The organism is Paraburkholderia sp. IMGN_8, from assembly GCF_038050405.1.
Classification (GTDB): domain Bacteria; phylum Pseudomonadota; class Gammaproteobacteria; order Burkholderiales; family Burkholderiaceae; genus Paraburkholderia.
Genome location: NZ_CP150901.1, coordinates 3,847,729 through 3,874,089 on the forward strand (window position 1 = coordinate 3,847,729; position 26,361 = coordinate 3,874,089).

General features: G+C 61.0%; 21 protein-coding genes and 3 pseudogenes. 4 read left to right on the forward strand and 20 right to left on the reverse strand.

Annotation, left to right across the window (positions count from 1 at the left end):
- Positions 1-174: 174 nt before the first annotated feature.
- The 6 genes from WN982_RS38375 to WN982_RS38400 all read right to left on the reverse strand — a co-directional run bounded on the left by WN982_RS38375 (position 175) and on the right by WN982_RS38400 (position 6,594).
- The gene (locus WN982_RS38375) at positions 175-432 is read right to left on the reverse strand and encodes a hypothetical protein (RefSeq protein WP_341317167.1); all 258 of its coding nucleotides are present in this window, start codon (positions 430-432) and stop codon (positions 175-177) included.
- Positions 433-551: 119 nt separating this feature from the next.
- Positions 552-866, reverse strand: a complete 315-nt coding sequence (locus tag WN982_RS38380; protein WP_341317168.1) for a hypothetical protein — start codon at positions 864-866, stop codon at positions 552-554.
- Between the two features lie 108 nt (positions 867-974).
- The gene (locus WN982_RS38385; protein ID WP_341317169.1) at positions 975-3,110 is read right to left on the reverse strand and encodes a peptidase domain-containing ABC transporter; all 2,136 of its coding nucleotides are present in this window, start codon (positions 3,108-3,110) and stop codon (positions 975-977) included.
- Between the two features lie 66 nt (positions 3,111-3,176).
- Positions 3,177-4,439 (reverse strand): HlyD family efflux transporter periplasmic adaptor subunit, encoded by a 1,263-nt coding sequence (locus WN982_RS38390; protein WP_341317170.1) that lies wholly within the window; start codon positions 4,437-4,439, stop codon positions 3,177-3,179.
- A 35-nt stretch (positions 4,440-4,474) separates the two neighbouring features.
- Positions 4,475-5,932 (reverse strand): TolC family outer membrane protein, encoded by a 1,458-nt coding sequence (locus WN982_RS38395; protein ID WP_341317171.1) that lies wholly within the window; start codon positions 5,930-5,932, stop codon positions 4,475-4,477.
- A 20-nt stretch (positions 5,933-5,952) separates the two neighbouring features.
- The gene (locus WN982_RS38400) at positions 5,953-6,594 is read right to left on the reverse strand and encodes a response regulator transcription factor (protein ID WP_341317172.1); all 642 of its coding nucleotides are present in this window, start codon (positions 6,592-6,594) and stop codon (positions 5,953-5,955) included.
- A gap of 108 nt (positions 6,595-6,702) precedes the next feature.
- On the opposite strand from WN982_RS38400, the gene WN982_RS38405 reads away from it, so the two are divergent.
- Positions 6,703-7,005: a hypothetical protein gene (locus WN982_RS38405; protein ID WP_341317173.1), complete on the forward strand. Its 303-nt coding sequence runs from the start codon at positions 6,703-6,705 to the stop codon at positions 7,003-7,005.
- 15 nt (positions 7,006-7,020) lie between these two features.
- Here WN982_RS38405 and WN982_RS38410 read toward each other — a convergent pair.
- Positions 7,021-7,719: pseudogene (locus WN982_RS38410) on the reverse strand (IS6 family transposase).
- A 108-nt stretch (positions 7,720-7,827) separates the two neighbouring features.
- On the opposite strand from WN982_RS38410, the gene WN982_RS38415 reads away from it, so the two are divergent.
- A protein-coding gene (locus WN982_RS38415; protein ID WP_341317174.1) for an IS6 family transposase occupies positions 7,828-8,531 on the forward strand; the annotation gives its coding sequence in 2 pieces (ribosomal slippage) (positions 7,828-8,023 and positions 8,023-8,531; 705 coding nt in all).
- Between the two features lie 165 nt (positions 8,532-8,696).
- On the opposite strand, the pseudogene WN982_RS38420 reads toward WN982_RS38415, so the two are convergent.
- Positions 8,697-8,804 (reverse strand): annotated as a pseudogene (locus tag WN982_RS38420) (transposase zinc-binding domain-containing protein); the annotation flags it as partial.
- A gap of 646 nt (positions 8,805-9,450) precedes the next feature.
- Between WN982_RS38420 and WN982_RS38425 the strand changes: the two are divergent.
- Positions 9,451-10,356, forward strand: a complete 906-nt coding sequence (locus WN982_RS38425) for a glycosyl hydrolase (protein ID WP_341317175.1) — start codon at positions 9,451-9,453, stop codon at positions 10,354-10,356.
- Here WN982_RS38425 and WN982_RS38430 read toward each other — a convergent pair.
- The 8 genes from WN982_RS38430 to WN982_RS38465 all read right to left on the reverse strand — a co-directional run bounded on the left by WN982_RS38430 (position 10,327) and on the right by WN982_RS38465 (position 20,615).
- On the reverse strand, positions 10,327-11,406 hold the full coding sequence (locus tag WN982_RS38430; protein WP_341317176.1) for a hypothetical protein: 1,080 nt from the start codon (positions 11,404-11,406) through the stop codon (positions 10,327-10,329). The two genes, WN982_RS38425 and WN982_RS38430, sit on opposite strands and share 30 nt — an antisense overlap.
- Positions 11,396-12,478 (reverse strand): phosphoribosylaminoimidazole carboxylase, encoded by a 1,083-nt coding sequence (locus WN982_RS38435; RefSeq protein ID WP_341317177.1) that lies wholly within the window; start codon positions 12,476-12,478, stop codon positions 11,396-11,398. The genes WN982_RS38430 and WN982_RS38435 overlap by 11 nt, the downstream gene beginning before the upstream one ends.
- A 197-nt stretch (positions 12,479-12,675) precedes the next feature.
- The gene (locus WN982_RS38440; RefSeq protein WP_341317178.1) at positions 12,676-13,869 is read right to left on the reverse strand and encodes a polysaccharide pyruvyl transferase family protein; all 1,194 of its coding nucleotides are present in this window, start codon (positions 13,867-13,869) and stop codon (positions 12,676-12,678) included.
- Positions 13,866-15,059: a glycosyltransferase gene (locus tag WN982_RS38445; protein ID WP_341317179.1), complete on the reverse strand. Its 1,194-nt coding sequence runs from the start codon at positions 15,057-15,059 to the stop codon at positions 13,866-13,868. The genes WN982_RS38440 and WN982_RS38445 overlap by 4 nt, the downstream gene beginning before the upstream one ends.
- The gene (locus WN982_RS38450) at positions 15,056-17,401 is read right to left on the reverse strand and encodes a polysaccharide biosynthesis tyrosine autokinase (protein ID WP_341317180.1); all 2,346 of its coding nucleotides are present in this window, start codon (positions 17,399-17,401) and stop codon (positions 15,056-15,058) included. Before WN982_RS38450 ends, WN982_RS38445 begins: the two co-directional genes overlap by 4 nt.
- Positions 17,398-17,850: a low molecular weight protein-tyrosine-phosphatase gene (locus tag WN982_RS38455; protein ID WP_341317181.1), complete on the reverse strand. Its 453-nt coding sequence runs from the start codon at positions 17,848-17,850 to the stop codon at positions 17,398-17,400. The genes WN982_RS38450 and WN982_RS38455 overlap by 4 nt, the downstream gene beginning before the upstream one ends.
- Positions 17,850-18,923: a polysaccharide biosynthesis/export family protein gene (locus WN982_RS38460; protein WP_341317182.1), complete on the reverse strand. Its 1,074-nt coding sequence runs from the start codon at positions 18,921-18,923 to the stop codon at positions 17,850-17,852. The genes WN982_RS38455 and WN982_RS38460 overlap by 1 nt, the downstream gene beginning before the upstream one ends.
- A gap of 276 nt (positions 18,924-19,199) precedes the next feature.
- A complete protein-coding gene (locus WN982_RS38465; RefSeq protein WP_341317183.1) occupies positions 19,200-20,615 on the reverse strand; it encodes an undecaprenyl-phosphate glucose phosphotransferase in 1,416 nt (471 codons plus the stop codon).
- A gap of 17 nt (positions 20,616-20,632) precedes the next feature.
- On the opposite strand from WN982_RS38465, the pseudogene WN982_RS38470 reads away from it, so the two are divergent.
- Positions 20,633-20,850: pseudogene (locus WN982_RS38470) on the forward strand (IS5/IS1182 family transposase); the annotation flags it as partial.
- On the opposite strand, the gene WN982_RS38475 reads toward WN982_RS38470, so the two are convergent.
- The 4 genes from WN982_RS38475 to WN982_RS38490 all read right to left on the reverse strand — a co-directional run bounded on the left by WN982_RS38475 (position 20,847) and on the right by WN982_RS38490 (position 26,356).
- The gene (locus WN982_RS38475; RefSeq protein ID WP_341319559.1) at positions 20,847-22,208 is read right to left on the reverse strand and encodes a cytochrome c; all 1,362 of its coding nucleotides are present in this window, start codon (positions 22,206-22,208) and stop codon (positions 20,847-20,849) included. The pseudogene WN982_RS38470 and the gene WN982_RS38475 overlap by 4 nt on opposite strands.
- A gap of 16 nt (positions 22,209-22,224) precedes the next feature.
- Positions 22,225-24,000, reverse strand: coding sequence for a GMC family oxidoreductase (locus WN982_RS38480; protein ID WP_341317184.1), 1,776 nt, complete (start codon positions 23,998-24,000; stop codon positions 22,225-22,227).
- Between the two features lie 12 nt (positions 24,001-24,012).
- Complete coding sequence (locus tag WN982_RS38485; protein WP_341317185.1) at positions 24,013-24,741, reverse strand: gluconate 2-dehydrogenase subunit 3 family protein; 729 nt, start codon at positions 24,739-24,741, stop codon at positions 24,013-24,015.
- 1,318 nt (positions 24,742-26,059) lie between these two features.
- The gene (locus WN982_RS38490; RefSeq protein ID WP_341317186.1) at positions 26,060-26,356 is read right to left on the reverse strand and encodes a LysR substrate-binding domain-containing protein; all 297 of its coding nucleotides are present in this window, start codon (positions 26,354-26,356) and stop codon (positions 26,060-26,062) included.
- Positions 26,357-26,361: the final 5 nt, after the last annotated feature.

Sequence of the window (26,361 nt, forward strand, 5' to 3'; positions counted from 1 at the left end):
GCCATGCGGCGGCACTGCAGACAACGATGCATTCTGGCATTCCATTCGGTATCCTTACATCAAAAAACATCCAAATGTGAAGTGGCGAAACTGGCAATGGCGGTGGCGCCATGCCCCCTCGCGCTCACATGCCGTGGCGCGAGGGGGGCGGTCAATAAAGACCGGTCAGGCAGATCAGCGACGTGCCAGCGACACCAGGCCCGCGCCGATGCCGGTGGCGAGCAACACGCCGCCGACCAGCAGCGCCGCGGCGACCTTGCCGAAGGTATCGCCCAAGCCGACCGCGCCGCCGGTCAGTTCCGGCGCTTCCCTCACAGTGAGATCGGTGGACGACGCCGGACGGAACATCGCCATGATCGAGCTCGTCGTGATATCCGACCAGCTCCAGGCACCAGCGACGTTCGCCGTTTCCATGCGGTTGAGTGCACGCATTTGCAGCTCCTTCATTAGCGTCGGATCGTCTGGACTCCGACGTTGTGAAACAAAGCCGCATCATCCCGGGCGCTTGGCGTGCAGCGGTCGCGCCGTGCGGGACGAGGCAGCCACCGGATTTACGTCAGTGCCGGATAGGTCGGGTCGAGCAGGGCGTTCATGTTCTCGTTGAACCACGCAGCCGTCGGGCTCCAGTCGTTCATCAGGCCATAAATGGCGCCGCCCACGAGGCCGACGACCGCACCGGCGATTGCGCCGACGCCAGCCGAAATGATGCCCGCGCCAACGATGCCCCCGGTGCTGCCACCGGTAATGCCACCCTTGAAGAACCCGGTACCGAAGCCCGTGAGCGCACCGAGGACGCTGGCGCCCAGGCTCGACCAGAAGCCGGCGCCGGCGACGTGTTCCATTTCCATTACGGTCAGTTCTCGCATTGAAATACCTCTTTGAAATAGTTGATTGGCGAACAAGGAAAGGCCGGTTCGCCGACGGCCTGAATTGTCATCGGGCCCGGCGCCGTGCGCCGATGTGCGACGAGCGCCTCACTGCGATGCGACCGGCAGCGGTACGAACGTGGCGCGCCCATGTTCCAGCAGCAAAGCCCGCTGCGCGCTACGGATGGTTTCGGGGCGATGGGCGATCAGAATGCGGGTGATCGGCATCGCGCTGACGGCCTCGTTGATCGCGAGTTCGCGCGCGACGTCGAGATGGCTCGTGGCCTCGTCCAGCACCAGAATGTCCGGACGCCGATACAGCGCGCGCGCCAGCAGCACACGCTGGCATTGGCCACCCGACAACGACGAACCCATGTCCCCCACCAGGCTCTCGTAGCCCATGGGCATCGAGGCGATGTCGTCGTGGATCTGCGCCAGTCGTGCCGCCTCCTCGACGCGCGCCTGGTCCGGCTCGAGATCGAAGAAGCAGATGTTGTCCGCGATCGATCCCGCGAAGAGGATGTCGTCCTGCATCACACAGCCGATACGGTCGCGGTAGTGCCGCAGGCCGACGTGGCGAATATCGACGCCGTCGACTGCAATCGTGCCCTCCTGAGGATCCAGCAGCCCCAGCAACAGTTTGGCCAGCGTGGTCTTTCCCTGTCCCGAGGGCCCGATGATGGCGACCGATTCCCCGGCGGCGATATCGAACGAGCAGCCGTCGAGCACCCATGGCTCGCCTTCGGCATAGCGATAGCGCAAGTTACGGACGGAGATGGCAGGAGGGGCTTCCCGTCGCGCGCTCGGCACAGGCGCCACCGTCCCTTCCATATCGGTCTCGACTTCCGTCAGCACGATATCGGCCAGGCGTTCGCCGTGCAGCCGCAGCATGCGGAACTCGATCAGTGCGTCGATCAGGCCGGAGCCGCGCCCGATGAACTGGTCCGCGAAGCTGATGTAGGCCACCAGCATGCCGGCGGAGAAATTGCCGTCGAGGACTTGCTGCGCGGCGAGCCAGATGAGCGCAACCCGGCCCAGACCGGAAACCAGTCCATTGACGGCGGAGAAGCCGATGGACAAACGCTGGATCGCGATTCCCTTGTTGGTGGTCTCGACCATGGTGTTGGTGTAGAGCGCCATGCGCGCGTCCTGCTTGTTGGCGAGCTTAATCGCCTGGACGCCGCGAATCGACTCCAGCAGTTGGGACTCGGTCCGTGCCGCATGGACGATCTGGTCCTCGTTGGCTCGCCGGAACGGACGGTAGGCGGCCGCGCGCAGCAGCGCGTACACGACGAACAGCGCAAGCACGAGCCAGGTCAGCGTGCTGTTGTAGAAGAAGAGCATGCCCAGCGTGACCACGGCCATCACGCCGTCGAGCAAGGTGCCGACGAAACGGGATGTCAGCGTGTTCTGGATCGTGCCGACCGCGCCGAAGCGCGACACCACGTCGCCGATATGGCGCTGCTCGAAATAGGCCATCGGGAGCCGCAGCAGATGCGCGCAGACATTGGCGCTCCATTGCACGCTGAGCAGACTGGAGAACCATGTCACGACCCACGAGCGCAGCGCCGTGATAGCGATCTGGAACAGCGCCACCATCGCGAAGCCGAGGCCTAGCAGGGTCAGCAGGCTGCGGTCGGACGAGACCAGCACATGGTCCATCACCCACTGCATGTAGAACGGCGTCATGATGCCGAACAGCTCCAGCGCCACCGACAGGGTCAGCACCTGGACGAAGGCCGAGCGGATGCCGAGTACGCTGCCGATCAGCCGCAGCATCGAAATCGATTCACGCTCGCTCTTGCGCTCGAACGCGGCGGTCGGGAGCAATTCCAGCGCGACGCCGGTGAAGCAGCGCGAGACTTCGTCCATCGGCACCCTGCGCGCGCCGCGCGCGGGATCGTGGATGACGATGTGGTCGCGCTCGACGCGCTTGAGCACCACGAAGTGACTCATCTCCCAATGCAGGATGCAGGGGCGGCGCAGTTGGCCGAGTTCGTCCAGCTCGAGCCGCAGCGCGCGCGACGCCAGCCCCAGGCGCTGGGCGATGCGCATCACGTCGCCCAGCGTGGTGCCCTTGAGCGAGGTAGTGAAGCGCTGGCGCAGATGCATCATGTCGATGTCGTGGCCGAAGAACCCCGCCACCATGCCGACGCAGGCAAGACCACATTCGGCCGCTTGCGTTTGCAGGATCACCGGTAGCCGGCGCCCCCAGCCAAAGCGCAGGGCATTCAGAATACTCATCGTTCAGATCTCGTTGCCGGCATGCACGCCGTGGGCGGCAAGCCGGTAGTTCGTAACAATTCGGTTTCAGGTGCTGGCGCGGCGGCCGAGCGCGTAGAGCGGTTCCAGCACCCACTCGATCAACGTGCGCCGGTCGAGCAGCAGATCGGCATCCAGTGCCATGCCGGGTCGCAAGCGCTCCGTGCGGTCGTAGACCGCGATGTCCTGGCGCTCCAGCGCGACGGTCAGCCGGTAGTGCTGCTCCTGCACGTTGGGGCGGCCGGTCAACGCCGCGACTTCCTGCGGCGACAGCGCGCTGCGCGAAATTCCCGTCACCCGGCCGAATTGCTGGCCGAACTTCTGGTAGGGGTAAGCCTCGTAGCGCAGCACCACGGTCTGTCCCGGATGAATGAACCCGATCGCGCGGCTTGGCACCATCAGCTGCGCTTCCAGCATGCCGTCGGCGGGCAGCACCGACACTGCTGTCTGTCCTGCGGTGACGATCTGCCCGACCTTGAACAGGATCGTCCCCACCACGCCGTCGGTCGGCGCACGCAACACGACGGAGCGGCGCGCTTCGTTCTCGACGATCGCCTGTTCGGTTTCCGCGAGCTTGCGTCCCGTTTCGTTGCGCCGCTGCCGCGCATTCAGAGGCTGCTCGCGCAATTGCTGGCGCACCTGGGCCAACTGGCCCTGTACGTCGAGCCGGGTGCGCACGGAGTCCTGCAGGCGAGCCTCTGCGTCGAGGACACTGGCTTCCTGCTGATCCACCTGCGAGTTCGACGCGTAGCCTTGAGTTCGCATCATCGATAGCTTTTCGAGCTGGCTCCGGGCGAGTTCCACCTGGCGCACGCGATGCGTGTGCTGCAGTTCGAGTTCGCGTAGCTGGCCCTCCAATGTCGCCGCCCGTTCCCTCAGGCCGCGAGTGGCTTCCTCGGCCAGCACTGTCTGACCGTTCAGATCGCTCTGGAGGCGATCGCGCTGCGTTTCGAGTTGTGTGCCAACCATTTCACGTGCATCGCCCAGCGAGGTCGCGACGTCGGCTGATACCGTCATCAGCGGATCGCCTGCGCGCACGCGCTGGCCTTCGCGGACGTCGATTTTTTCCACCGTGCCGGTGACCGGCGGGCTGACGTTGAGTACGCCGGCGGTGGGCACGAGTTGCCCCATCACGCGTTCGCGCTTGGTATAAGAGCCGAGCGCCATGAAGGCCGCGATAGAAACGGTGATCACGGCCACGATCGCGATGATCAACCAACGATAAGGCGGCGAGTACAGCGCCACCGTGCCAATCAACTTGCCCTTGCTGGCTTCCAGCGCCTCAGGGCGAAACAGCGAGTCATCAGACATAGCAATCCATCAATGAAACCCTTGGCGGCAGACGCCTAGCCGGCAGTCAGACATCCAAATTCGTTCAGGTCGTCCTGAGCGATCGTGCCCAGCACGGCCGACAATTTCAGCCTCGCAGTGATATAGCGGAAACGCGCATCGGCGAGGTCCCGCACCGCCTCGAAATACTTCTGTTGCGCCGTCAGCTCGTCGACATTGGTGCGCAGCCCGACCTCGCGGCCGTAATGCGTCGACTCGACGCGGCTGTGCGCGGATTCCACCGCACGCTGCTGCGCCTTGAGCTTGGCCGCGCCGTTGACGATGCCGAGGAACGCGGCCCGCGCGTCCTGGCGTGCGCGCCGGCGGGCGTCCTCGAGCAGGTCGCGGCGCTGCGCGCGGCGGCTGTACGCTTCGCGCGACGTCGCCACGGCCCCGCCGCCGGAGAACAGCGGGATCGTCACCGTGACGCCGATCATCGACGTTCGCGTCTTCGAGGTTGTGCCGAACAGCTCGTCGAGCATGTTGCTGTTCTGCGCGCGGCTCCAGTTGCTGCCGTAGCTGCCTTGCAGGTTCACCACCGGCAAATGGCCCGCACGCGCCGTCGAGATGTCGGCCTGCGCCTCGTCGAGCTGGAACACGGCCGCGCGGACTTCGAGGTTGTCCTGTTCCGCACGCGCGAGGGTCTGCTCCAGCTCGGCCATGGGGGGCGGCGGCCGGCACACGCCGGCAAGCGGATCGATGTCCGCCGCCCGCAATCCGGTCAGGCGCTCAAAGGCACCGTCCGCGACGTCGAGATCGTTGACCGCGCCGATCTCGCGCGCCTGCGCGTCGTCGTAATTGGCCTGCGCCTCGTCGACGTCGGTCCGGGTTCCGTCGCCGATCTTCAGCGCCAGACGCGCCTGCTCGAGCTGCTTCCCGAAGGTTTCCTTGGCCGCGCGCGCGGCCTGCAGCACTTCCCGCTGATACAGGATCTCGAAGAACGCATCGGAGACGTTGCTCACGAGCTGCTGCTGCGCAGTGGCGAGATCTACCTCGGCGCCGCCGGCCCGCGCGACACCGCGCTGGTAGTCGGCATAGCGGCTGAGGTCGAACAGCGGCTGCGTCAGCGTGACCGCGTAGTAGTGGCGTCGCACGCCGGCCGCATACGCCGCGCTCGGCTGGTCCTGGCGCGTGTACGAACCTTCGAGCTGCACCTTCGGCAGCAGTCCGGCCAGTCCTTCCCAGCGCTTCTGCGCACCGGCGCGCTCGCCGTGACGCGCGGCCGAGATCGCGGAGTCGAACGTGCGCGCGGTCGCCACTGCCTGCGCCAACGTCGTTGCGTGCGCCGCCGGCACCGGTGCGGCGAACGCGAACCACAGCAGCGCCCACAGGCTTCGGCGCCGCAGGCGCAGGGCGCCGGCGATGCGCATGCTCGTTCCGGCAACGTTCGAGACGCGCAGTTTGGACGCCGACGCCCGCGGCGAAAATCGCAATTCATCCATTTTTTCGGACGCTGATGCGCCGCGTTGCGCCATCGCAGTGTTCGGGATCGCTTTCATACCAATCCGCTCTCGCTGGCATAGCGGATCAGATCCGCAGTGGAATGAACGCCGAGCTTGCGCATCGCGGTGTGCTTCTGCGAGCCGATGGTGCTCACCGAACGCCGGTATTGCAAGGCGATTTCTGACAGCGAGAGTCCAATCGCCGTCAGGCGCACGACGTCGAGTTCCTTGTGAGTCAAGCCGCAACCCAGCGCGTGCGCCGACCGGCCATCTTCCATGCTCTTGCGCATCGCCGACGACAGATAGCAAGTCGCTCCCGCGTGGACATGCATACAGGCCCCAATGACTTCCTGAGCAAGATCGGACTTGCCGACTAGCGCGCGCACACCGAGTTGCATCGTTTTCGTCAATATCGCAGCATTGCTCTGCGCGGTCAGGACGATCACCTTGCTTCGCGGCGCCGATCTGCGCACCGCGCGCAATAGCTCCAGGCCGTCGTACGAACCGCCTTGCGCGGGCATGGTGAGATCGGTCAACACCAGATCGGTCGGCTCGCGAGTCAAGGCGGAAACGAGGTCGCGTCCGTTGTTGCACACATGTCGCAGTTGCAACAACGGCTCGCGTTCGACGAGCAGCCTGAGCGAGTGCAGGACGGCCGGATGATCGTCGGCGATCGACAACTTGATGCTTGCCATGTGAGATCCAGATGAATGAACGTGTGAGTCGCGCCGCCGATACAAGCTGGGCACGGCCAGCGCTTCTGCGCGCCGGCTCGCTCGCCGTGACGCGCTGCGGAGATCGCGGTGTCGAAAATGCTCGCAGTCTCGACTGCCTGCGCCAATGTCGTTGCGTGCGCCGCCGGCGCCGATGCGGCGAACGCGAACCACAGCAACGCCCACGCGCTTCAGCACCGCAGGCGCGCGACGCCAGCGACACTCGCGCCTGTCTTGGCAACGTTTGAGACGCGCATTTTGGACGCCGACGCCCGCGGCGAAAATCGCAATTCATCCATTTTTTCGGACGCTGATGCGCCGCGTTGCGCCATCGCAAGGCCCGAGCATCGGCGGCTTTGTTGCAATAATGATTTCAGGATGAGCCAATTCTGATATGAAGAGGACTGCTTATGCAGCCAACGAGTAGAATTGCTCGGCGGGAGTTTGTCCGGCACCGTCGTCTTTCCTCTGCCCCTTGGCGATCATGTGCACCACCTCGATGCCACCAGGCAGGATGCGGGCACAACGAAAATTCTTGAACCCGAGCATGGGTCGGGTGCGCCGCTTGATCGCGCGGTGGTCCTGCTCGATGATGTTGTTCAGGTACTTCGTCTGGCGGATCTTGATCGGTGTTTCGCGCTCGGCGTTGATGGCTTCCAACGCAGCCAGATTTGCGCCACTTTTGTCGATGGTCACCGTCTCGGGTTCGCCATTCCGGGTGATCGATTTTTCGAAATACCGCTACGCCGAAGCCTTGTCCCGATGGGCCCGCAAGAGAAAATCAACGGTGTTCCCAACCTTGTCGACCGCGCGATACAGGTATTTCAATTGGCCCCTGACCTTAATGTAGGTCTCGTCGACACACCAGCTCTTGCCGACGGGGCGCTTGTGGCGGCGAAACGCTTTCTCCAATACCGGCAGCAACTTGATGGCCCAGCGGTGCACAATCGAATGATCGACCGAAACACCGCGCTCAGCCATCGTTTCTTCGAGGTGCCGCAGGCTTAGCGGATAGGTGACATACCAGCGCACGCAAGTCAGCATAATCTCGAGCGGATAATGCAGGCGTTTGAGTACTCTGGCCACTGCCGGATTCAACGTCTTCATTGAGGTTTCAATCGTTCATGTCGTTCCGCACATCATAGCCGACCGCCTTACGGCTTTATCGCAATAAGGCGATGTATGCTGCAGCCCACGAGACGAATGATGTGATCCATGAAGCAGAACCTGAATCCAGCCGTGGCGCGCGTGCTCAAGCGCCTGCATTGCCCGCTCGGCGTGATCCTGATGTGCGTACGCTGGTATGTCGCCTATCCGCTAAGCCTGCATCACATTGAAGAAATCGTCGCTGGGCGTGGGATCTGCGTTGATCATTCGACCGTGCACCGCTGGGCGCTCAAGCTGTTGCCGGTCTGGAGAAAGCGCTTCGCCTTCGCAAGCGGCCAGTTGGAAAGAGCTGGCGAATGAACGAGACGTACATCCGCATCAAGGGCGAATGGAAGTATCTCTACCGGGCCGTCTGCAAGAACGGCAACACCATCGACTTTCTGCTGCACGCCCATCGGGACAAGACTTCAGCCCGGCGTTACTTTGAAAAATCGATCGCTCAGCATGGCATGCCCGAGACGGTGACCGTCGACAAAAGCAGCGCCAAGCTCGCCGCGCTCGAAGCGATCAATGCCGATCGTGAAACACCCATCAAGATCCGCCAGTCCAAATATCTCAACAACCTCGTCGAGCAGGACCATCGGGCGATCAAGCGGCGCACCCGACACATGCTGGGGTTCAAGTCTTTTCGCTGCGCCCGCATCCTTCTGGGCGGCATCGAAGTCATGCATATGGTCACCAAAGGAAAGATGAAGTGTGCTCGCAGAACCCATCCGTCCGCCGCCGATCAATTCTGCGAACTGGCAACATAAGCAGTACTTCGCATATCGATCACCTTTCTTCCGCGAGCCTTACTGCGACAAAACCACAACGGGGACGCTGTTATTCACCAATTATCGAGGCGAGAAGCTGACTCCCAACTGACCCGCCTTCCTTACTTCGCTTCCTCGACAACCTGTCAGGTGCAGTCCAGGCTAGTACACTACATGGAAGTACGGTACGGGCAACAGGTCCGCCCGGCGGTCATTGAGCCATTGCGCGCGGGCAAGTGACTGGCACTTCGGACAGTGCCGGTTCCCACACGTAATAGGGTGCGCCCCATTCACAGAACGCCAGGCACAGACCTCCGCTTCCCTCCCACTACCGCGTCAGCGGTTTAGTACAATTGCGAATATCTGCAGCTGCAGATATTCGCAAATTCCGGGCCAATCCTCTAAATTTCGAAACGTAGTTGTGCATTTAAATTTACCGCGCAACATGGGTCAATAGCGCATCAACCGCTTCCAGACTGCGCGCAGGGCATCCTCGCCTTTCGCCGCCAACGAAAGTACTATCATTATCGCGATCAATGCTTCGCCAACAAGAAACAGGCATGCAACACGGACAATAGCGACTGCGTGTCTCATCATGAAATCTCAATCGTTCATCAAAGATACGTGCCTCACGTTGCATATGAAAGCCATTACGGCGGCCTCGGATCAACACCAGCATACTGTACCGGATACACCCGATCCATTGTCTTGCGAGCGTTCAGGCTCCACCTGCGACGAACCGTTCGTGCGCAAAGCCGCTGCCGTACGCGCTGGCTTGCACCCGATTCCTAGCCCCCTGCTGAGGGCATTGCCGATCATGGCGGCCATCCTGTGGTGCACTTGGCTCGGGGCGGCACTCGCTCAACCGGTTCCATCGCCCTCCCCCGCCTCGCCGTTGCCGGGAGCAGCCGATGTTCCTGTGAACGTCGGCGTGCAAGTAAAGATTGAACACTTCGGCCCCGACGATGCAGCCCGGATCCGAAGGACAGGCTTTAAGTTCGTCAGGTTCGGTGTCTGGACAGACCGCTTGCCCGACGCGGCATATCAAAAGCGCGTGGCCGAGGCATTCTCCGTTGCACGTATTGCAGGACTGCCCGTGCTGTTGACGGTCCGTTCGACCACGCCGGTCATTTCTGCACAGACCGCTCCGGCGGCCCGCAGTAAAGCCCTGGCGCAAGCCGGGACCGCATTCGGACGGACAGTCGCCGCGCTGCGGCATTCCTATGCCAGTCAGTTGCTCGCCATTGAAATCTGGAACGAACCCGATCTGCCGAAGTATTGGCCGACCGGCGATGCTTTAGCGACGTTCAGTCCGTACATACGCGCCGCCTGCAGCCAGTTGCAGGGAACTACGGCGCGGGTTCCAACCTTCGGCTTCGGATTCTCCCGTGCGCCGCTGTCAGGCTCACTGCCGGATGCCCTGCTGCAACAGGTTGTGAGTACCGCGCCTGGCTGCATCGGCGCAGTGTCCTATCACGCGTACGGCATGTCTGCCGACGCCATTCACAATACCATGCGTAGCACGCGCGCACGCTATGCGATGCCCGCCGTAGTCACCGAATGGGGCGTTCCGTCGATCGCAACGACCGACGGTAACGAAGGCCAGGCGTCGCGTGTTCGTGCATTTCTCAACACACTGCGCAGCACGGGAACGCCGCTTGTGTCGATTTACGAATGGAAGGACACGTCTTCGGGAAGCAATAACCGTGAGCGCAACTTTGGACTATTGACGTCCGAGGGAGAGGATAAGCCGTCACTCGGTGCGACCAGCAAGGCTCTGCGCTCCTTCGAAGTATCAGGTCCCGCGAGCGGCGCCAGTCGCTGACCGGCGCCGTGCATGACCTGCTGCACAGAGCCGATCGGCGAGCAGCGTCATCGAAAACAGCGCGACGCTGGACAGATGACGTGTATAACTTCCCAGATCGGGTTCGAACAGCATCGAAACGCAGACATGGCCGATGATGAGGCCGGCGAGCACATCATGCGAGCTCGCATACGGCGCCTTCGACCGCCCACCGAGCCTTCGCAACGCGGGCCACACTGCCAGCGCAACGAAGATCTGCATCGCGAACTCCTTGATTCCCGGTGAGGTTAGCGCCGCGAAGTTCAGGCGCCCGATCGCGTATGCATAGTCAGCGGCAAAGCCTATGAACGTGGAAGGATCGACCGGGTTGTAGAAACTTGTGCGCGCGCCGTAAGGCGATTGATAGACGAGATACTCGACGGCCATGTCGCGCGGATGCAGCAGGGCGACATAGACCGGGCCCGGTAACAGGGCGACCAGCACGACCACGGTGACAACCGCAACCATCTTCCAGCGCAACGTCATCCGCTGCAGGACGAACACCCCGACGGCGATCACGACGATCAGCATAAAATAGCTGCGCACTAGGGCCGCATAGCCGCCGTACAGCGCCAGCCCTGCAATGATCGCCCGGCGCGGATGCGCATCGTTCGCGAATCTGGCCAGGACGAGCGACGTCACGACCACCAGGGTGTCCTTGCTCGCGACGAAGAGATTGAAGAATACACACGGCACAGACAGCAACAACGCAGCAACAACCAAACCGATACGGTTCGCGCGACGCATCATCATCCAGATGAAACACACGCCGACACCCGTTACAAACACATTTAGCAGACTTGGCCCGAACAGTGCATAGAACTTCGCCACCGCATCGAACGAGGTGCCTGAATAGGTATCCGCCCCCACCATCTGTGCCTGGATTTTTTCGGCATCGCGGAAAATGAAATCCGGCAGAAACGTGCTGGCCTTCACGTAGACAATCAGGTAAAGCATCGCGTATACGGTGCCAATGAACCTGACGACTCCCCGGCTCAGAGAGGGACCGGCCGCCAGCAATTTATCCAGCACGATGCATCGCCTGATCTGTGAGTCCGGCCAAATGCAAACCTTTATTGGCCTTGCTGATAACCCATGCGAGCCATGCCGCGATCATGACGCTCGCGAAAAGATGCGAGACTGCAGCGCCCTGTTGACCAAAACGCGGAATGGCGATCCATGCGAGCGGCACGCTGATCACGCCCAGCGTGAACATGCCAAATGCGACTTGCCGCCCGGCTTTCAGTGCGATCGCTGCAGACCATAGCAAGTCAGATCCCGATCGAAGCACGAACGAGGCTAGCAGGATGACGAGCGTGGTTCGCCCTCCGGTGCCCAAAGACTTGTGGGCAAAGCGAAAAATCAGGTCGTGCACGCTGAAGACAGCGAGCGAAATAGCGACAGTCACGGCCAGGATTTTCACTATGACGCGACGAAGAATCGGGGTAACGCGGCGCGGCTCGCTACAAGCTGCCCTGACGAGGGACGGGCCTGCCGTCACGACGAACACCGTATAAGAAACCGTCTGTACTGCATTTGCAATTGCCCACAGGAACACATAGCGGCCAAATTCATCGTGACTTAGCAAAGGCGCGGCAACGAAGCGCTCCGCATATTGCATACCGGACAGCAGCACTGTCGCGATGTAGAACGCAACGCCTTCTTTCCACACACCCGCCGTGCGGCGCCAGTCGAAACGCGCGGGCGCCGATTGCACACCTGACTGTCGCAGCTCCATCGCGCGAATCGCTTTCCACGCCCACCCGATCACAACGAGATTTGCGCCGATCCACAACACGAACACCGCTTCGATACTGGCTATCCAATGAAACAACAGGCCGGCAATCGCGAAGCTAGGCCACAAGCCGGTACGCACGAAGAGCATCAGCGAGCCTGTGTTAGCCCGGTGTAAGGAAAATACGTACGAGTTCGCTTCGAACGCGTAATGTTCCGTGATGGCTACTGCCACCATTAGAGAGAGCGCGGCAGGCGATGCTGCTCCCAGCATTGCCTGCCCGCCCTCGTGCCAGACGATCACAGACGCGGCCCCGACAAGCAGATAGAAGCTGGCGTAAACGCCCCCCAGCATGCGCACCTCGAGCATCGCCGGGAGCGGATCCGTCTCGCTCAAGCGGCGGTTGATTTCCGCGCTGAAGCCGAGTCCAAACAGTTTGGAAGCGATCACCGATACGGCTACCGCCATGCCATAGTCGGCGAAGGCCGCAAAGCCAAGCATGCGTGTCGCCACGACAGTCAAACATAACTTGGCGGCAAGCGAAGACCCGCGCAGCAGAAAACGCATCAGCATTGCTGCGCCTTTACCGCTTGAGCCACGTTCGCTGCTTCACACAGCGCTTTGATGACGCGTGCGCGGCTCGCCCGAATCGACGCAATCCGGCCATGCGTCGCTTCCCAGAACTGCTCGATCGCACGCGGTGCGAAGATTCGGTCAATCACGGCATTGGGATCGAAGCCGGCTGCATTCACAACCCAGTCGTCCACGCCCATATCGCCATATGCGCCGAAACCTTTGCGCTCATAGCTGAGATGGAACGCCGGTACGCCGGCCAGAATCGATTCGAGCGCACCGTGTAACCGGACTGAAACCACCACATCGGGCTCGTCCTCCGCAAGCAGTCTCCCAAGACCTGGCAAGTGACCGCTCACTCCGATACGCCGATAGTAGGCAGCGTCGTCGTTGCCGCGGCCAGTGCTTTGAACAGCGAAGCTGACACGGCAACGCTGTTCGAGCATCGAGATCAACTCGCGTGCGGACGACCAGTATCGCTCGCATTGCTCGCTGGTCCAGCTGGGCGCTTCGCGCAGCACCATCGCTACATGCTTGATTGTGCCTCCGCGGGACGCCGCAGCCGTCCATGGTACGGCTGCTCGTTCTCCAAATTCCAGTATCGCGAGATCCGGCGCGCGTTGCGTGTTCGCATTCGCGCGCAGCAACTCACGCGAACGGTCGTCGCGCACGAAAACCGATGTGAAGCCGCCGAGAAGCCGAATAAGGTGCTGTCCGAATACTTCCGATACGGGTCCAGCGCCGGTCCGAGTTGGACCGATGCTCTGTGGCAGATAGACCGTGGGTTTGCCGGACGCGCGTGCTGCGCGCATCTGGAGCATGTGTCCCACTTCCAACTTGAGTGCTTCGGTGGCATTTCGCGCGCGCAGGTAGCCGCCGCCCACCCCGACGATCAGGTCCACTGATTTCAGTAAGCCGGCAAGCCGCCGTGTACCGCGCGTCGATCCCGAGCCTAGCACGCCCGCAGCCGCTACGATGCGTCCCAACCCTTTGTTCGCTATAACGGGCGCGCCGAGCACCGTATCGAAGTCAGCGAACGATTCAGGATCGGCGGCTACGATCGTGACCTCCGTATCGTCGCCCAGCGCTTCACGCACCATCTTCACAGACAGGTCGACAAGCAGTCCGTCGCCGGAATTCCTGCGACTATAAGCATGCAGCAACGCAACGTGTTTCTTCTGACTCATCGGAATGTTTCCATCGTGACATCGTGATAAACATCGAGCGTGCGCCCGACCATCTCCGCAGCGGAAAAGTGCGCCATTACGCGACCGCAATTCGCGCTCATCTGTGTTCGCAACGCCTGATCGCCGAACAGACGCCCAACGGCATCTGCAATATGGGAGGGATCGTCGACGTTATCGACCACAAGACCGATCTGTTGCGCCGCGATCAGCTCGTCGGCACCCGCCACACGGGTTGTAACGACAGGCAGATGCGCTACCATCGCTTCGAGATAGACATAAGGGAACCCCTCGTAGCGGCTCGGCATAACAAACAGGTCGAATGCCGGAAAGTAGCGGCGCGCATTCACCACCTTCCCAAGCAGATGCATATTGGAAGGCAGACGGTCGACGGATCGACCCGCGGCCCGTTCGACGTCCCCCATGCCGATCACGGCGATGCGGATCTGATCACCGAAGCGTTCTTGAAGAACTTCCGCGACGCCGACCAGCCGATCGACGCCTTTCTGAAACTCGAACCGCCCGACAAAACCTACGGTAAAGGCGTCCGGATCGAGGCACAGCGCTTGCCGGGCCTCTTCGCGCGGCAGCAGTTCGAATACGGACGCACCGTTGTGGATAATGGTCGTGATCTGCTCGGGGAGCCCCAGCGCATCGTTCGCATGCCGTGCTTCGTCAGTGGACACAGCAATCAGACGATCCGTGCGCAGGGTGCCGAACAATCGCTCCATCGCGCCGTAGAAGCGCTTTTTGCCGCGCGCCAGGTAAGGATTCAGCGTATAGAATGCGTGCGGCGTGTAAATCTGCTTCCATGTGCCGACACAGGCTCGCGCCAAAACGCCGGCTTTCGAACTGTGGCTGTGCACGATATCCGGCTGAATTGCCATGAGGCGCCGGAACACGTGAAAAAACGCGATCGCGTCCCGCCACGACACGTCGCGTTGCATCGGCACACACGCGAACGACGCGCACTGGCCGACAATCCGGTCGGTCAGAATACTGGTATCGAGACGCTCGCCGAGCGGCGCAATTAGATGCACTTCAACGCCGCGTGAAATCAGTCCTTGGATCAGGTCTGCCACATGCACAGCGACACCACCTCCCGCCGCCTCGACGACAAGTGCAACGCGTAGCGCTCGTGCCACTACGGGTGCCGCGCCGGGTGCGACCATACTCGTATTGTCGCGCATCATCTGTGCCTCCATGCGCCGACGGCCTGTGCGACGCGGCATATGAAGCTGCGCTCTTTCTCCTGTCGATAGCTGTACGGGAAGTAGCGGTAGGCGCCAAACTTGCCTCCGTATCGTCCGAGATGCGTTGAGAGTCCGTTCAGTATCACTCCCGTCGCCTTGACGCCGCCGTGGGCAAGCCGTTTAACGGATTCACGCAGATCCCCGATACGGGTCTGGCCGGCACGAGCGACGAGCAGCAGGAAGGACACGTGACGCCCGAGGATCGTCGCGTCCGCGGCTACAAGCAACGGCGGTGCGTCAATCATCACATAGTCGTAGCGCTTCCTGAGTTCCGCGATTATTTGACTGGTACGCTCACCCAGCAGCAAGTCGCCAACATTCGCCGGCAAGGCGCCAGTCGCGATGAAATCGACGTTACGGATAGCACCCTGATGGATGACCTCCGATTCGCTGGCGTCGCCAGACAGCACCTCGGAGAGTCCAGGTTCCCGGGCCACGCCGAAGTACTGATTCAGATAGCCGCGACGCATGTCCGCATCGATGACGACAACCCGCTTGCCGCCTGCGCCCAACACGGCCGCCAGATTTGCGAGCACGAACGATTTCCCTGTGCCCGGTTCAGCGCCTGTCACAAGCAGCACGTTATTGTCGCTGTCGAGGCTCGAGAATCGCAACGCCGTGCGTAGGCTGCGCAGACTCTCGACGGCGGGATCATCCGGAGCTTCGAGCGCGAGCACGTGTGACCCGGACGCCTTCGCTTCAATGCGCTCATCCAGCGTACGCTGCGAAGCCGCGGTCGGCACCGAAGCGTAGACGCTTAGGCCGAGGCCACCTTCGATTTCATCGGGCATCGCAATGCCACCGAACAGCAGATCGCGCGAAAACGCGAGTCCAATGGCAACCACCAACCCGACCAACGCCGCGCCGGCGATAACAACGGGCCGATTGGGCCTCACCGGATCCTCGGGCACGACTGGCAAGTCGACAACGCGCACGCTGCCGACATTCCCCGCCTTGGTAAGCTGTAGCTGCTGCGAGTTGTTAAGGAGTGCCGTGTACAGATCAGTATCGACCCTTACGTCAAGCATCAGCCGTGCCGCGTCCTGCTGCAGGCCGGGCAGGTGTTGGATCCTGACGTCGAACCCCGCCTGCTGCTGTCGGAGGTCAGCAATTTGCCGATCGATCGCAATCAGGCTCGGATGGGCCGCATTGAAGCGAGTCGCGAGTTCCTGACGTTTCTGTTGCAGCAGTAGCATCTGCGTCTTTAATTCTGCTGTCTGCTGTAGCGCGAGCCGAGCCTCCTCAGGCAAGTCAACTGTGCCGTTTGTATTGCGCATGGCCGTGTAGCGCTCTTGCGCCTGCTCGAGCCGCTGCTTGATAGACGGGAGCTGGCTGTCAACAAATGCCAGCGAATGCGCGGCATCGGCGGATTTTCGCTCGATATTCTGCCTGACGTACTGATTGCCGATCTCGCGCAACAGACCACCGACGCGCTGCGCGTCATCGCCGAGCAAGGTCGCGATGACCACGTCCGACTGCTTGATCTTTTCCTGAACATCCAGCTTGTCCTGCACATCTAGAATGGTCCTAAGGCGAGGATTCCGAATCAACGTGAATCGTGTTCCGGGCAACGCATGGAAGCCAGCCACACGCAGTACGACGGGCCCGTAGGACGTTGGGAATGTCGACTCAACACCAATGTGCCCACGTACGGGCACGTCGAGATCCGAGCCAGAGAGACGCCAGCCACCGCCTTCCTCCATGGTCAGCGTGAACTTGTCGCCTTGGATATCCTTCGGCACATCGAAACGGTCGACCAAGGCACTTTCCTGCCCCCATGCATAGCCACCTATGCCAAGCAGACCGGGTACCGTCAAGTTGCGGTTAAAACGCGAGATGAAGTCGCCGATCAGCGGAAAGCGTTTCGGGCGGACGTCGATGTAATACTTCATCTGATCCACCGCACGCGTGACAACTAGCCGCGATGCCAGAATCTGTGCTTCGGCAGCTGCTGACGACTTGGCGTTGAACAACGACGACATGGTGCTCGGCAGACTATTGATACCAGAAGTGTCGAGACTGCTCTCGATCTGCACCATCATGTCTACCTGATATTTCGGATGTACGAGAAACGCGTACGCGGTGCCGAGCAGCGCGAAGACTACCGCGATCGCGGCGATGAACCAACGGTGGATAAGCAGCACGTCGAGAACCGCAAAGATATCGAGCTCGTTCTTGGTGTCGGGGATATCCCCTGCAACTGACGACATAGGATTTGAATTAACGGATCTGGAAGCGGTTTCTGGTAGTGGATGCAGCGGTTCGGCGCAGGCGTTCTTCATGAATCCGCATGGAGCGAATTGATTCGTTCGCGCCATGCGGTGACACTGTGTTCCAGGCGTGTCATGCACTGCTCGAATGCAGAGCGCTGCCCACCATACGGGTCCGGAATGTCGGCTGGCCGGCCGTTCGTAATTCCGAGACAGAAAACACGTCCACGTGTGAACGGATAGCGGGTCTCGACATAGCGCCGTTGCACATCTTCCATAACCAAGATGAGATCGGCGCGCGTACATTGTGCTGCGTCAAGGTTGCGTGCGCGATGGGAGGCGAGATCGAACCCTTGTGCGGCCGCCACCTCGAACGCATGCGAGGCGGCGGGGTAACCAACGAGCGCCTGGATGCCGGCCGAGGCGACCGTCACCTGAGGCAAATACTTGCGCAGCAACACTTCAGCCATCGGGCTACGGCAGATATTCGCGTGACACACCACCAGCAAGGACGAGATCATCACCAGCCTCCGGTCGTCGCTCGTTGCAGGTTGTAAGCGGCAGCCGTGCCGCCGACGAGTTGAGAAACGACCCGATTCCAGCGCACCACGCCTGGCGCGTCCACGTAAACAACGTCGTCAGACTGAAGGGCGAACTGCTGTGCGAGCGCCATCGCCTGCGGCGATTCCGCATTGAGATGGAACACCTGCGTGCTGCGTCCATTCGAAGGCGGCCGGATCAGATAGATTTCCGACGGGTCGCCCGTCACCTGGCTCAGTTGCGCGGTGCCCAGTGCCTGCGCAAGCGTTAGACGTCCGTCTGAAAGAAAGCGCACCGGTCCCGGCTTCTGTACTTCGCCAATGACAAACACGCTGAAATCCGTTGCAGGCGGCACACGCACTTCATCACCGTTGGCGAGCATAATCCGAGTCGCGTCGATCCCACGCTTTGCGAGCCGGGGTACATCGATCTGGTAACGCTTGCCAGCGCGGGTCAGCCATACGTGGCTCGCACTCCCGCTATCGAGTACGCCCATGGCCTCATGGAGCGCATTCGCAAGGGTCATCGGGACGTCCGTGATAGGCTTCACGCCAGGCGCATGGACCTCGCCGTTGACGAATACCTTTTTGCTGCGGAAGCCGACGACGCGCAGCGAGATCTGCGGGTTGTTGAGATATTTTTTGAGAGCCTGCGTCAGGCGCTGTTGCGCCTGAACTTCGGTCAGCCCCGCGACCTGGATCAACTTCACATACGGAAACTGAATATAGCCTTCGTGACTCACAACGTACCCGGGCAGGCTCTGGCTTGCCAGTCCGACGCTCTGTGGCTGCGCGCCACCCGTCGTACCGATGTCGTAAGTCACGTTTGGCATCACCAGTTCCGGATGATCCCAGACAATTACCGACAGAACATCGGCTGGGCCGATGCGGTACGACGCTGGCGTGCCGATCAGCGAATCCACGGCGGCATTATCGGAATCGTCGAGCATGTCGTTTTGCGCGATCTGCTGGATGAGCTTCGTATCAATTTCAGTCACCGCAATGGGCGGTGTGGTGTCGCTGGCACCAGTTCCCGAACCGCTGTCGAACTTCATGCCCGGTGCCAACACGCATCCAGCCAGTAAAGACATCGCAAGAAGCATGAGCCACACGCTCGCGCGTGCAGGGAGGGGATACCACATAGTTCCTCTTCAGGTCTAGGTTGAACGCCGTGTTGGGCAGACATATGCGGCAATAGCCGCCAGATGTCCGTGCAGCTTTGAGCCGCATTCGCTCGGGACGTTGTCAGTGTTATGACGGCGGTTCGGACGTCACCGCTGGTTGAGGCAAAGCGTACGCACGACCCGCGCATACACGCAGGAATCAGGAGATCAGTAAGCGGTTGCGCCAGTGAACCCCATGAAGATAGTCAGAAATATGATCTTCAGATCGAACAGGAACGTCCAGTTACGGATGTAGTAGAGATCGAAATCGACACGCTTCGCCATCTTTTCGATGTGATCCGTCTCGCCACGTAAGCCGTTCACCTGAGCCCATCCCGTAATGCCGGGCTTGGTGCGGTAACGATGGATATATCCGGCGACGACCCCCTGATACAGGTGGTCGTGTTCGACCGCGTGCGGACGCGGCCCGACGACGGACATCTCACCACGCAGCACGTTGAAAAACTGCGGCAATTCATCGAGACTCGTGCGCCGCAAAAGGCGGCCCACCCGCGTTACACGCGGATCGTTTCGCGTAGCCTGGCGCACCACCCCGTCCTGCTCGACGTGCTCATGCATCGTACGAAACTTGAAAATACTGAATATCCGTCCGTCAGCGCCCTTTCGCTGCTGGGTGAACAAAACCGGCCCCTTCGACGACAACTTGACGGCCGCAGCAATCACAACAATCAGCGGAGCCAACGCGATCAGAGCGACTGCCGCAAATAGCCTGTCGAAAATTGCTTTTTGCAGAAGCTCCATGGACGACATCGGGGAAGCCATCAGATTGATCGCTGGTACGCCGATCAGATCAATCGTTTCGCCACCCAATATCGCGATCCCGGGTACGTCAGGAATGAAACGGACATTGACCAGGTCGCGGCTGAACTCATCGAGAACGCGCAATACCATGCACTGTTCTGACATCGGCAACGCAAGCCACACTTCCTGAATATTTTCGGCGCGCACATGCGCTGAAAATCTCGCAAGATCCCGATATACCGACAGATCCGGATTACATGTCGCTGGATGTACTTCGACATCGAATATCGCCACCGCCCGAAATCCGGAAACCGGCGTTTCATCGATCCTGCGAACCACTCTGGCGCAGCACTCGCCGGCGCCGACAATCGCCACCTTGCGGAGGTCACGTCCTGTCACACGCACCCTAGCCAGCACCGCGTGCGCAATCAGACGTGAAGCAATCAACCCAAAACCGGCAGTGAACGCCCATAAAACCCACCAGAGACACGAGATGTACGTCGTCCGGTGTAACGCGAACATCGATGCAAGCGCACAGGCCTGAGCGAGCGCCCATGCAAAGCCTATATGGCTAGCCAGCCGCAGCTTCGAGCGACCTCGCCATGATCGATAAACGCCGAATACCGGGAACAGGATCAATGCGAAAGTGATCGAGAAGGCAGCGAATGCCCATCTCACAACACAATGTTCTGCATCGCAGGATAACGGCATCGAAACTGCGATAGCGCTTGATACGATCAGCGTCACGTCAAGCATTCGCGCCAGCACCCCCAGCCGTTCCCGCGCACGTTCGTGTCGCGAGCGATTCAGGGTCGTTTCCATAGCTATTTCACAACCATTTAAGAACTACACTTCAAAAGCTGCATCTTTTGAGTGGCAAGCGTGGCCGACCGCTGTCGAAGCCGGCGATCGTGCAGGGTGATCGTGGCTACGTCACGACAAATACCGCCGGCCGCTACACGCTGCTGGCATTCAGACCCAGATCGCTCGGGGGGGCGAACGCACAACCGCCAGCTGCATCGGCTGCTGGCGGCAACTTCAACCTTCATTGTGTTAGCCATTCTTAGCCCGTTTCGGCTGCGGTGCGCTCCCCACAGCCTTGCGAACCTTCGCTACCTGATCGGCGCTCACCGCCGGAGCGTGGTTGCCCCAGCTCGCACGCACGAAGGTCAACACGTCGGCAATGTCCCGATCGGTCAGGCGTGCGTCGAAGCGCGGCATCCCGTAGTGCGTGGGCGCCGCTGCGGTCGACGGCATTTCCCCACCGAGCAGCACGAGATGGATCAGCGACGTCGGGTCAGCCGTGTTGATCGTCGTGCTCAGCGCCAGCTTCGGAAACGTTGCGTCATAGCCATTGCCGGTCGTGCGATGACAGGCTGCACAGTTGTCGAGGAACGTCAGCGCGCCGTTGCTGTGGTCGGAACCGGCACGCAGTGCCTTGGCTGCGGAATCGACATAGGCCAGCGCTTTCTGGCCGGAGGAGACCGGCGCAAGCGTCTTCAGGTAGCGGACGATCGCGGTGAGGTCGGCATCCGTCATGTGCTGGGTGCTCACGCCGACCACCTCGGCCATCCCGCCGAACGCAGCCGAGTGAGCGGTGCGCCCGCTCTTCAGAAATTCGACGATCTCCGCCTCGCTCCAGCTTCCCAAGCCGTCGTTCATATCGCCACGCAAGCTCTTCGCCAGGTAGTCGGCGATTACGCCGCCCGAGAGAAACGTTTTGCCGTCGTCGGTCAGCGACCTTTCCTGCAACGCGATGCCGCGCGGTGTGTGGCAAGCACCGCAGTGCGCGAGGCCTTCCACCAGATATTTGCCGCGCAGGATCGGATCGTTCGGCGCAGGCGAGTCGTCCACCACCGCATTCGGCGCAAACGCCATGCGCCAGAACGACAGCGGCCAGCGCATCGACAGAGGCCACGGAATATCCGGCGCCTGGTTCTGCTGCGAGACCGGTTGCACGCCATTCATGAAGTAAGCGTACAGCGCCTTTACGTCCGACGGCGTGACCTTCGCATACGACACATACGGCATGGCCGGATACAGCGTCGAGCCGCTCTTCGCGATGCCGTGACGGACCGCCTTGTCGAAATCGTCGAGCGTGTAGTTGCCGATGCCCGTGCCTTTATCCGGCGTGATGTTCATCGAATAGATCTTGCCGATCGGCGAATCGATCGGGAGACCGCCCGCGAACGGTTTGCCGCCTTTGGCGGTGTGGCAGGCGATACAGTCAGCCACGCCGGCCAGGTACCGGCCCCGTTCGACGAGTGCCTCCTGATCCGCCGCACTTCCGGCCGCGACGGTGGATACTGCAGCGTTCGCCGGGGCAACGGCAGCGCCTTCGGCAAACGCGCCAACCGCCCATCCCGCGCAGCCGACGATCGCCGCAGAACACATGGCCAGCACGATTTCTTTCATTGTCACGTTAGCCTCCTTACGCCTGCACCAGCGGACCAGCGTTCTTCAGATACTGCTCGCGGATCGCCTTGGCGGAGTGGTAAGCGAGCGCGGCGACGAGCCCAGTCGGGTTATAGCCCATGTTCTGCGGGAAGGCGGACGCCCCCATCACAAAGACATTCGATACGTCCCAGCTTTGCAGATACTTGTTGACCACGCTGGTTTGTGGCGACGAGCCCATTAGGGCGCCTCCCGTCGTGTGCGTCGATTGGTAGAGGCGCGTGTCGTAATGCGAGCCCTTCTTCCGAACCGCCACGAAAACCTTCTCCGGATTCATCGCCTTCGCGACTTCTTCCATACGCTTGCCCATGTAGCCGAGCATGTCGTATTCGTTGTCGTGCCAGTCGAAGGTCATGCGCAGCAGCGGCAAGCCATAAGCGTCCCGGTAGGTCGGGTCGAGATCCAGACAGGCATCCTGATAAGGCATGACGGAGCCCGCGATACCGATCGTCATATAACGCTGGTAGGCGTCCGTCACACCTTCCTTCCACTTGCTGCCCCATGCCGGCGTGCCGGGAACCGTCGGCGTCATCTTGATCGGACGGCCGCCGTAGCGTACGTGGCGAATGCTGGCTCCGCCCACGAAGCCAAGCGGACCGTGGTCGAACTGGTCGCCATTGAGGTCATCCATGCCGATACCGCCCGCGCCCGTGCCGATAAACGGATTGAGTTGCGTCCCCTTCGGCAGCAGCACGTTGACTCCGCCGTTCATCTGATACGCGTAGTTGCGGCCGACCACGCCTTCGCCCGTCTTCGGGTCGTATGGTTTGCCGATGCCCGACAGCAACAGCAGCCGGACGTTGTGCATCTGGAACGCGGCGATGATGACCAGATCGGCCGGTTGTTCGATTTCGCGGCCCTGCGCATCGATATAGGTCACTCCGACGGCCTTCTTCTTGTCGGAGTCGAGCAGGACCTTCGTCACATACGCGTGCGTACGTAGCTCAAAATTCGGCTTCTTCAGCAGGACGGGCAGGATCGTGGTCTGCGGCGAGGCCTTCGAATACATGTAGCAGCCGTAGCCTTCGCAGAAGCCGCAGAAATTGCACGGTCCAAGGCGCACGCCATACGGGTTCGTGTGCGCCGTGGACGAGTTCGCTGCCGGAGCGGGGTAGGGATGAAAGCCGGCCTCACGCGCAGCCTTCTCGAACAACTGCGCACCGAGTGAATTTTGCAGCGCAGGCGTGGGGTATTCGCTGGTGCGTTTGCCCTCGAGCGGATTGCCGCCCGCCTGGATCTGGCCGTTCAGGTTGCCCGCCTTGCCCGAGGTGCCGAACACCTTTTCGGCGAAGTCGAAATGCGGTTCAAGTTCGTCATAGGTAACGCCGAAGTCCTGGACGTTCATGCCTTTGGGGATGAACTTCTTGCCGTAGCGCTCTTCGTAACGCGTACGCAATTCGAGCTCTTCAGGAAGCACGCGGTAATGCATGCCGTTCCAGTGGAAGCCCGCACCGCCCACACCGTTGCCGAGCAGGAACGATCCATGCTGACGATAGGGCACCGCGAGATCGTTGACGCCGTGACGGATCGTCACCGTCTCGCGCGCGAGTTCCTGAAACAGCTTGCCGCGCACGGAATACGTGAGCTCGTCCACCACCTTCGGATATTGCGCGTCCGTCGGCGTGTCCTGCATCGCGCCACGTTCCAGCGCGACGACGTTGAGTCCGGCATCGGTCAACTCCTGTCCGAGGATCGCGCCCGTCCAGCCGAAGCCCACGATCACACAGTCGACCTTATTCTTCTTGATTGCCATTTCCTTAGCCCCTTAATCCCGCTTCCCGTCGATCGAAACCGGCCCATACGGATACTTGACTCCCGGCTGATCGATCCAGTCCATGAAGTCGGCTCGCGCGCCCGGGAAGCCGACCATCTTCCATCCCACCATACCTTTGTTGCCGCCGTGAATCGGGTCGGCGAAGAAACCTTCTTTGGTATTGGCGAGCAGATAGGCGAAAAACGTGTGCGCGGGAACTCTATCGAACTCGATCCTGCCGTGCTCCATGTCGCCGAGTACCTGCGCCTGGGTAGGCTTGTCCAGTTGTGCGAAGGTTTTTCCGTCGTACTTCTTTGCGCACTCGTCGTCACAGGCCCTGATGCCGTGCCGGTAGATGTCGCGCGGCGTGAGGCTCAGCTGGTAGCCCATCTCGGGCGGCTGATCGGGGTGGAAGGGGCCTTGCATGTACCAGAGCTTGCCTTGTCCGAACGGCGCTTCCATCTGGCGATCGATGAATTCGGGCACGCCTGCGCCGATCGCCCCGGGACCGAGTTCGTCTTCCGGAATGAGCCGGTCGACGGCCGCGCCGATGAAGCTCCATTCGGCCTCGGTGAAGTACTGCGGTTTATACGGCGCGTTGCCGGCGCTGGCAGCAGCGGGCTCAGCGGTGTCGCTGCAAGCCGACTGCGTCAGCACGATCCCAGAGGCGACAGTCGCCGCGGGCACGATCGCGAGCACCTGGCGCAGAAAACGACGGCGCAGCTCCTTGTCGTGAGACATGGTCTGTTTCTCCATTGTTGGGGTAGTTGACCGCGCGAACTGGATCGTAATCGCGATGCTCGCGCAAAGCGGGCGAGTCCGCCGATCAGATCCCCGTTCTCCATGGCCGCGACGGACGACCGTTTTGCGAGTGTGCGTGCCTCTCCAGCTACGACGGCGACGCCCTCGTCCACACATCGGCGTGCCACCTCGACCGCCGCATTGAGCGTGTGGATGTCAGTGTGGAGTGGATGAATACGAGCACCCAGCGAGGGCGGCCACAAGAAATAGCGCAATATATTTCACGATGATTAAGTGTATTTATTTAGTTAGCGGCCAATCTAGACACTGACCCATAGTGCGTGAACGCAGCGCCAGTTGCAAAAAGCGACACCCGAGCAAGCCGCGACAGTGCCGTGAAACAGGAGATACAAAACAGATGTCGCCGTGGCCACATTTCGTCCGGAAGGCTACCAAGCAACAACTTGCAGAAAAATCGAAGTTCTTCCAATTTCCGCTGGATCTTAGATCTTGCTGACCGCCAGCAATGTATTTTGCCGAGCGTCGAAGACCAGGCATTCAGGGATCTGACCCAGGCGTGGGTAAAGCTGAATCGGCGGAACTGGCCGCGTTGCTGATGCGACGTGCCAATCTGGCCGCGGAACTGGCCGGACGCCCCGACTTCGCCTTCCGGTACCGTCCCGCGCACATCTGCGCGACTCCTTACGAAAAACAGCGGACAATTGCCTAGCACTTGACCGATCCACCTTGTCGCACCTAGAGTCGCGGCACGCGACTTTCGATGCCGCGGGTTTGTTGATCACCCTCGCCATTTGCAAAACGTGAACCGTTCGCCTCACCCTCTTATTAAAGATGCTTCTGTCGTCTTGTGACGGCTAGGACCAAACAAAGCCACGACTCGGTCGCGCACCGTTACTCATCGCAAATGATCAGCAGGCCTAGAGGAATTTAGTCTGGCAGTGTCTGGCCAACCGGTGCACGCTCCACGTCGGATACGCGAACAGCTGGGAGGCGCGGACAGCCTTGGTGCTTTGCGGACTTCAACGGTCCTTCTATTTCCACGGCAACGGGGGCGACATAGCAGAAGTGATGTGTTCGATCAACGCTCTAACCCGAGCAGGTAACGCGACGGATTGCGAGAACACTGCCTGGATCGTATCCAGCGCCATCAGCCAGCCTTGCAACCTCACTTCGACCAGCCTTGCCGAACGGACCTCGTCGTTTGCCAAGAAGGCTGGTAGCGCCGCCAGCCCGAGGCCCTCGACCGCCGCATCGCGCAGCGCCTCACCGCTATTGGACACAAAGCGGGGAGGAAGGGTCAGAGAGCGGATCTCATGGCTGCGTGGGTGCTCGAATTGCCAGATGTGTCCAGATGTCGCATTGGCATACGCAAGGCAGGCGTGGCGAGATCATCCAGCGTGCGTGGCAGCCCTTCTCGCTTCAGGTAGGCCTCGCTTCCATAGATGCCACGCCGGCTGACGGCAATCCGCCGGGCCTTTAAAGAACTGTCTTCCAGGCGGCAAATGCGGATCGCCAGGTCGTAGCCGCGTGCGCCTATGTCCACGTAGCGATCGTCCAGATCCAGCCTTACGTCGACCTCCGGATGCATGAGCATGAATT